This is a genomic window from Yonghaparkia sp. Soil809, assembly GCF_001429705.1.
Lineage (GTDB): Bacteria > Actinomycetota > Actinomycetes > Actinomycetales > Microbacteriaceae > Microcella.
Genome location: NZ_LMSV01000001.1, coordinates 165483 through 172468 on the forward strand (window position 1 = coordinate 165483; position 6986 = coordinate 172468).

Annotated in this window: 6 protein-coding genes and 1 other RNA gene; 5 read left to right on the forward strand and 2 right to left on the reverse strand. The window is 72.5% G+C overall.

Going from position 1 to position 6986, the window contains the following annotated elements:
• Positions 1-18 precede the first annotated feature (18 nt).
• The 5 genes from ASG83_RS00830 (at position 19) to ASG83_RS00850 (ending at position 6108) form a co-directional block, all read left to right on the forward strand.
• Positions 19-1245: a sensor histidine kinase gene (locus ASG83_RS00830; protein WP_055855960.1), complete on the forward strand. Its 1227-nt coding sequence runs from the start codon at positions 19-21 to the stop codon at positions 1243-1245.
• 26 nt (positions 1246-1271) lie between these two features.
• A complete protein-coding gene (locus ASG83_RS00835) occupies positions 1272-2006 on the forward strand; it encodes a LytTR family DNA-binding domain-containing protein (RefSeq protein WP_055858971.1) in 735 nt (244 codons plus the stop codon).
• On the forward strand, positions 2003-2416 hold the full coding sequence (locus ASG83_RS00840) for a hypothetical protein (protein WP_055855963.1): 414 nt from the start codon (positions 2003-2005) through the stop codon (positions 2414-2416). Before ASG83_RS00835 ends, ASG83_RS00840 begins: the two co-directional genes overlap by 4 nt.
• Positions 2417-2429: 13 nt before the next feature.
• Positions 2430-3908, forward strand: coding sequence for a cation acetate symporter (locus ASG83_RS00845; RefSeq protein ID WP_055855967.1), 1479 nt, complete (start codon positions 2430-2432; stop codon positions 3906-3908).
• A gap of 85 nt (positions 3909-3993) precedes the next feature.
• Positions 3994-6108 (forward strand): alpha/beta fold hydrolase, encoded by a 2115-nt coding sequence (locus tag ASG83_RS00850; protein WP_055855969.1) that lies wholly within the window; start codon positions 3994-3996, stop codon positions 6106-6108.
• 18 nt (positions 6109-6126) lie between these two features.
• Here ASG83_RS00850 and ASG83_RS00855 read toward each other — a convergent pair whose 3' ends face one another.
• Positions 6127-6501 carry a YccF domain-containing protein gene (locus ASG83_RS00855; protein WP_055855972.1) on the reverse strand — a complete coding sequence of 125 codons (375 nt, stop codon included), beginning with the start codon at positions 6499-6501 and terminating at the stop codon, positions 6127-6129.
• 61 nt (positions 6502-6562) lie between these two features.
• Positions 6563-6934, reverse strand: a transfer-messenger RNA (tmRNA) gene (gene ssrA / locus ASG83_RS12345).
• Positions 6935-6986: the final 52 nt, after the last annotated feature.

Here is a 6986-nt window from a genome sequence, read left to right on the forward strand (position 1 = left end):
ACGTGACGAGGAGCGCCGATGCCTGACGCCGCGCTCCTCGCCGTCGCCGCCTTCGCTCTCGGCATCGCCGTCACGCTGCTCGCGCAGCTGATCCGGCGGCACGCCCGAGGCGGCGGCGACCTCGGCAGCGACGCCGAGCGCGCGACGTTCCGCACGCTCTCGCTCGCCTCGCGCGCGGCCGTGCACCTGCGCGGCGGGCTCGACGGCGAGGGCGCGCATCGCGCGGGCCGCTACCTGCGCACCCTCCTCGGCAGCGAGGCCATCGCCGTCGCCGATCGGGACGGCGTCGTCGCCCTCGACGGCCGCGGCGACCTCGCGCCGGTCGCGGCGCGGGTCGCGGCGAGCGTCATCGAGACGGGCCAGCGGCAGCTGCTGTCGACCCGGTCATCAGGGGCGGATGCTCCGCGCGGGTCGATCGGAGACGACGAGGGAGGCTCCCCCCAGGCCGTCGGGGCGCCCGTCATCGTCAACGGCCGCGTGGTCGGTGCGATCGTGGCCTTCGCGACGCGGGTGCACGCCCCCCTCGTCCGCGCGACGACGGAGGTCGCCGCGTGGTGCGGCGCGCAGATCGAGCTCGGCGAGCTGGAGACCTCGCGCGCCGCCCTCGCCGAGGCCGAGCTGCGGGCGCTGCGCGCCCAGATCAGCCCCCACTTCATCTACAACGCGCTCAGCGTCATCGCCTCCTACACGAGCACGGATGCCGAGCGGGCGCGCGACCTGCTGCTCGACTTCGCCGACTTCATCCGGTACACGCTGCGCTCGCAGGGCGAGTTCACGACGCTCGCCGACGAGCTCACGAGCGTCCACTCGTACGTCGAGCTCGAGCGCGCCCGCTTCGAGGAGCGCCTGAGCGTCACGCTGCGCATCGAACCCGAGACGCTCGCCACCGTGATCCCCTTCCTGAGCCTGCAGCCGCTCGTCGAGAACGCCATCCGTCACGGTCTCGAGCCGCGCGAGGCCGGAGGCACCGTCGTCATCGCCGCTCGCGACGACGGCACCCACACCGAGATCACGGTCGACGACGACGGCGTCGGCATGCGGCCCTCGGCCCTGCGGCAGCTGCTCACGGAGTCCGAGCGCACCGACCACATCGGGCTGCGGAACGTCGACGCCCGCGTGCGGAGCATCTACGGCGACGACCACGCGCTCGTGATCGAGACCAACGAGGGGGCCGGGACGATGGTGAGGATGCGCATCCCGAAGTCGCAGCCCTTCAACGAGACCGAGAGGCCGGCGGGCCCGTGACGGCCCGCCCGGAGACCGGCGAGCCGATGCGCGCGATCGACGTGCTCATCGCCGACGACGAGCGGCGCGTGCTCGACGAGCTCGAGTCGATGCTGCGGGCGGACCCGCGGGTGCGCGAGATCCTGCGCGCCGCGACGGGCTCGGAGGCCCTGCGGCTGCTGGCCGAGCGCGAGGTCGACGCCGCCTTCCTCGACATCCACATGCCAGGGCTCTCCGGTTTCGACCTGGCGCGCGCGGTCTCGCGGTTCGCCGAGCCGCCCGCGATCGTTTTCGTGACCGCCGACGAGGCCGGGGCGATCGAGGCCTTCGACGTGCAGGCCGTCGACTTCATCCTCAAGCCCATCCGGCGCGAGCGGCTGCAGCGCGCGGTCGGCCGCATCCTCGCGCTGCGCGACAGCCCCCTCGGCCCGGACGCCCCGCCCGACGAGAGCATCCCCGTCCGGGTGGGCAACGCGATGCGCGTGGTGCACCGCAGCGACGTGCGCTGGGTGCAGGCGCAGGGCGACTACTCGCGGCTGGTCACGGAGACCGAGAGCCACCTCATCCGCGAGCCGATCTCCGAGCTCGAGCAGCGCTGGCACGACGCCGGGTTCATCCGCGTGCACCGCTCGTACCTCGTGCTGCGCGACGCGATCACCGCGGTGAGGCTCGTGGGCGCGCATCCGACGCTCACGGTCGCCGGCGAAGAGGTCCCCGTGAGCCGGCGCTCGATCCCGATCGTGCGCGAGGCGATGCTGCGGCCGCGCGAGGCCGGGCGATGACCGAGCTCGGGTCCACGGGCTCCGCCGGGGATCGCCGTCGCGCCGGGACGCGACCGGTGCGCGAGCGCGTCACCTCGGTCGATGCGGCGAGCGCGCGCACCGAGCCGCCCCCGCGCACCGGTCGATGGGCGGTCGGGGAGGCCGAGACGCTCTTCACGCGAAGCCTCATGCGCGCCCACGGCCGGCTCGCGATCATGTGCCTCGTCTCGTTCGCGATCGCGCTCGTGCTCGTCACCGTCGTGATGAGCCGGATCCCGCTGCTGGACGAGATCGCGCTCGGGGGCGTGCCGCTCACGTGGCTGATCCACGCCTACGGCTTCTACCCGCTCATGATCGTCTGGGCGGTCGGCTACACCCTCGCCTGCCAGCGGCTCGAGGGCCGGTTCACGCAGCTCGTGGAGCCCGAGTGAGCGGAGCGGCCCGATGAGCGCGGCCCTCTCGATCGGCGCGATCGTCGGGGTCGTCGTCGTGACGGCGATCATCGGCATCTGGGGGCTGCGCATCTCGCGCACGACGAGCGACTTCTTCGTCGCCTCCCGCACCGTGCGACCGGTCTGGAACGCCTCCGCCATCAGCGGCGAGTACCTCTCGGCCGGTACCTTCCTCGGCCTCTCGGGGCTCGTGCTGCTGTCAGGATCGGACGCGTTCTGGTTCCCGATCGGCTACGCCGCGGGCTACCTGCTCGTGCTCATGCTCGTCGCCGCGCCGCTCCGGCGCAGCGGCGCGTACACGATCCCCGACTTCATCCACGCCCGCCTCGACTCGCTCGCCGCGCGGCGCCTGACGAGCGCGCTCGTGCTCATCATCGGCTGGCTGTACATCGTGCCCCAGCTGCACGGGGCATCACTCGCGCTCACGGTCGTCGCGGACATCCCGCCCTGGGTCGGCGCCGTGACGGTCGCGGTCGTCGTCGGCGGCTCGGTCGCGGCCGGCGGCATGCGCTCGATCACCTTCGTCCAGGCGTTCCTGTTCTGGCTCAAGCTCGCCGCGCTCGCGGTGCCCGCCATCTTCTTCGCGATCACCCTCAGCGGCACGGAGCCCGCGATCGATCCGGCGCTCGTCTTCCCGCAGGATCAAGGGCCGGCAGGTCTGGACGCCTACGCGACGACCTCGCTGCTCATCGCGCTGCTGCTCGGCACCGTCGGGCTCCCGCACGTCCTCGTCCGCTTCTACACGAGCCCGACCGGCGGCTCGGCCCGTTGGACGACCGTCGGCGTGATCGTGCTGATCAGCGTCTTCTACATCGCCTCCAGCACGATCGGGCTCATCGCTCGCATCGCCGCGCCGGACCTCGCCGCGCCCGGTGTGGCCGACACCGTCGCGCTGCAGCTGCCGTCGCGGCTGGTCCCGGGCCCGGCCGGCGACCTGCTCACCGCCCTCGTCGTCGCGGGAGCACTCGCCGCATTCCTCGGCACGTCCTCGGGCCTCATCGTCTCGCTCTCGAGCGCCGTCAGCCAGGACCTCTTCCACGGCACCGTCACCTCGTTCCGGTGGGCGGCCGTGTTCTGCACGCTCGTGCCGCTCCTCGTCGCCCTCGCGACCGCCCCGCAGGGGCTGGTGACCTCGGTCGGCACGGTGTTCGTGTTCGCCGCCTCGGCGCTGTCGCCGATCATCCTGCTCGGCATCTGGTGGCGGCGCCTCACCGCGCGCGGGGCGATCGCGGGAATGCTCGTCGGAGCCGGTCTGTGCGGTGCCGCCCTCATCGGGTCGGCCGCTCTCGGATCCGCCGCGGGCCCGCTCTCGACCCTGCTCGAGCAGCCCGGTCTCTGGACGATCTCGGCCGCGACGCTCACGTGCGTCATCGTGTCGCTCGTGGACGGCCGCACGCCGGTGAGCGCGGACCGCATCCTCAGCCGCCTGCACTCGCCCGAGCGGTCGCGGGGAGAGCTCGCGGCGGGCTGAGCCGCCCGACCCGCCCCCAGCGAGAACGGATGCTCGTGCGAGCGCTCGGCGACGCCGCCCAGTCGGGCTCGGTAGCGTCGAGGGCATGACCGACGCGACGCCCTCGACTCCCTTCCACTCGCTCGACGCCTACATCGCGCTCCCGCGCGTGGACGGCGTCGCCCTCTCGCCCGACGGCGAGCGGGTCGTGCTCACCGTCGCCTCGCTCTCGTCCGACCGCACGCGCTACGAGCGGGCGCTCTGGGAGGTCCCCGCGCAGGGCGGCGGCACCCCGCGTCGCCTGACCCGCTCGGCGAAGGGCGAGTCGGGCGTCGCCTTCACGGCCTCCGGCGACGCGCTCTTCGTCTCCGGCCGGCCCGACGCCGACGCCGACGGGGAGGACGAGTCGGCGCAGCTCTGGCTGCTGCCCGCGCCCGGCGGCGAGGCCCGCCCGATCACCCGGCTCGCGGGCGGCGTGAGCGGGGTCGCGGCGACCGCGTTCGCGAGCGACACGGTCGTCATCGCCGCCGACCTGCTGCCGAGCTCCGGCTCGTTCGAGGACGACGCCGCGGCCCGCGCCGAGCGGAAGAAGCGCAAGGTCCAGGCGATCCTGCACGAGAGCTACCCCGTGCGGTACTGGGACCACGATCTCGGCCCCGCCGAGCCGCACCTCCTCGCGCTCGACCTCGACGCACTCGTCGACGCGCTGCCCGACCGGTCGCCGGAGGCCGCCGACGCGGGCGCCGCGCCCGACAGCGCCGACGCCACCCCGACCCCGTACCCCGCGCACCTCCCCCGCCCGCGCGATCTGACCCCGACGCCGGGCCGCACCGCGGACACCGCCGGCCAGGCGCTCACGCCCGACGGCCGCACGCTCATCGCCGCGGTGCGAGTGCCGCGCCGCGGCCTCGCCCGCTACGAGCTCGTCGCGATCGACGTCGCGACCGGCGAGCGCCGCACCGTCCACGGCGAGGAGGGCGTGCAGTACGAGTTCCCGACGATCAGCCACGACGGCACGCGCATGGCCTACCTGCGCGTGCCCGTGAGCACCCCGGCGGGCCCGAGCGACCACGAGCTCTGGGTCTCCGACCTCGACGGCGCGAACCCGCGCCGAATCGCCGCCGACTGGGATCACTGGCCGGCCGAGTTCCTCTTCGCCCCCGACGGCGAGTCGCTCATCGTCTCTGCCGACCACGACGGACGCGGTCCCGTCTTCCGCGCCCCGCTCGACGGCGGCCCCGTGGTCCGCCTCGTCGACGATCACTTCGCGTACGCGAGCCTGAGCGTGGATGCGCGGACCGGCGACGTGATCGCGCTGCGATCCTCGTGGCAGTCGCCCCCGCATCCCGTGCGCATCGATGCCCGCACCGGAGACGTGACCGAGCTCGCGACCCCCGCCGCGCCGCCCGCCCCCGTGGGCGACATGGTCGAGGTCGAGACGACGGCGGAGGACGGCGCGCGCGTGCGCGGCTGGCTGCTGACGCCCGAGGGGGCCTCGGCAGAGAGCCCCGCCCCGCTGCTGCTGTGGATCCACGGCGGGCCGCTCAACAGCTGGAACGCCTGGAGCTGGCGCTGGGCGCCGCAGCTCGCCGTCGCGCACGGCTACGCGGTGCTGCTGCCCGACCCGGCGCTGTCGACCGGCTACGGGCTCGAGTTCATCGCCCGAGGCTGGAACTCCTGGGGGCAGAAGCCGTACACCGACCTCCTGGCGATCACCGACGCGGTCGAGCAGCGCCCCGAGATCGACGAGACCCGCACGGCGGCGATGGGCGGCTCGTTTGGCGGCTACATGGCCAACTGGGTCGCGGGGCACACCGACCGCTTCCGCGCGATCGTGAGCCACGCGAGCCTGTGGGCGCTCGACCAGTTCGGCGGCACGACCGACAACTCGGCGTACTGGATGAGCATCTTCGACGAGAAGGGACTCGCGGAGAACTCGCCGCACCACGCGATCGACGACATCGTGACGCCGATGCTCGTGATCCACGGCGACCGCGACTACCGCGTGCCGATCGGCGAGAGCCTGCGGCTGTGGTCGGAGCTCAACGCCCGCCACGCGGAGGACGACGGCTCGACCGTGCACCGCTTCCTGTACTTCCCGGACGAGAACCACTGGGTGCTCAAACCCCAGCACGCGATCGTCTGGTACGAGACCGTGTTCGCCTTCCTCGACCAGCACGTCCTCGGCGAGGAGTGGGCCCGGCCGGCGAACATCGGCTGACGCCGGGCGGATGCTCGGCTAGGGCTGGTCGACGATCTGCTTGCCGAGCGGCAGGAGCGCGATGGGCACCATCTTCAGGTTCGCCCACGCGAAGGGCAGACCGATGATCGTGATGGCGAGCGCGAGCGCCGAGGCGATGTGCCCGAGCGCGAGCCACCAGCCGGCGAGGACGACCCAGACGACGTTGCCGATCGCCGAGCCGACGCCGGCGGTCGGACGGTCGACGACGTCCTTGCCGAACGGCCAGAGCGAGTAGACGCCGATGCGCCACGCGGCGATCCCCCACGGGATCGTGACGATGAGCACGACCATGATGAGTGCGGCGAACGCGTAGCCCAGGAAGAGCCAGAAGCCCGAGAGCACGAGCCAGATGATGTTGAGGAGCGTGCGCATGGCGGACTCGATCCGTCTCGAGGGGCGGTGGCGAACTCGCACAGCGCGTGATGACGACCAGTGGTGGAGATGGGGGGAATCGAACCCCCGTCCACTGCTGTGATCCGATGCCTTCTACGGGCGTAGTCTGCTGAGACGTTCTGCTCGGCTCCGACCTTTGTTGCAGACCCCTAGGTCGACGAGCCCAGCCTCAGTGAAAGTCCCGCGTGCACCTGAGACGCAGGCACGCAGCGAGCCTCCTTGATGACGCCAGCGACCGGGGCGGAGGCGAACCCGGGCTGACGGACTTATCTACTCTGCCTTAGGCGGCGAGAGCGAAGTCGGTGCGCTTAGCATTGGCACCTGTTGTTTGCAGAGATCGTTTACGAGATAACCCTGCATCCTCGACCCGCTTCTCATCGTTTCGCAGGCAATGTCGAAACCGATCATCCCCGTGCGTCACCTCNCTGTGGAGTTGTGAAGCGCGGCCCGAGTGGCCTCGGGAG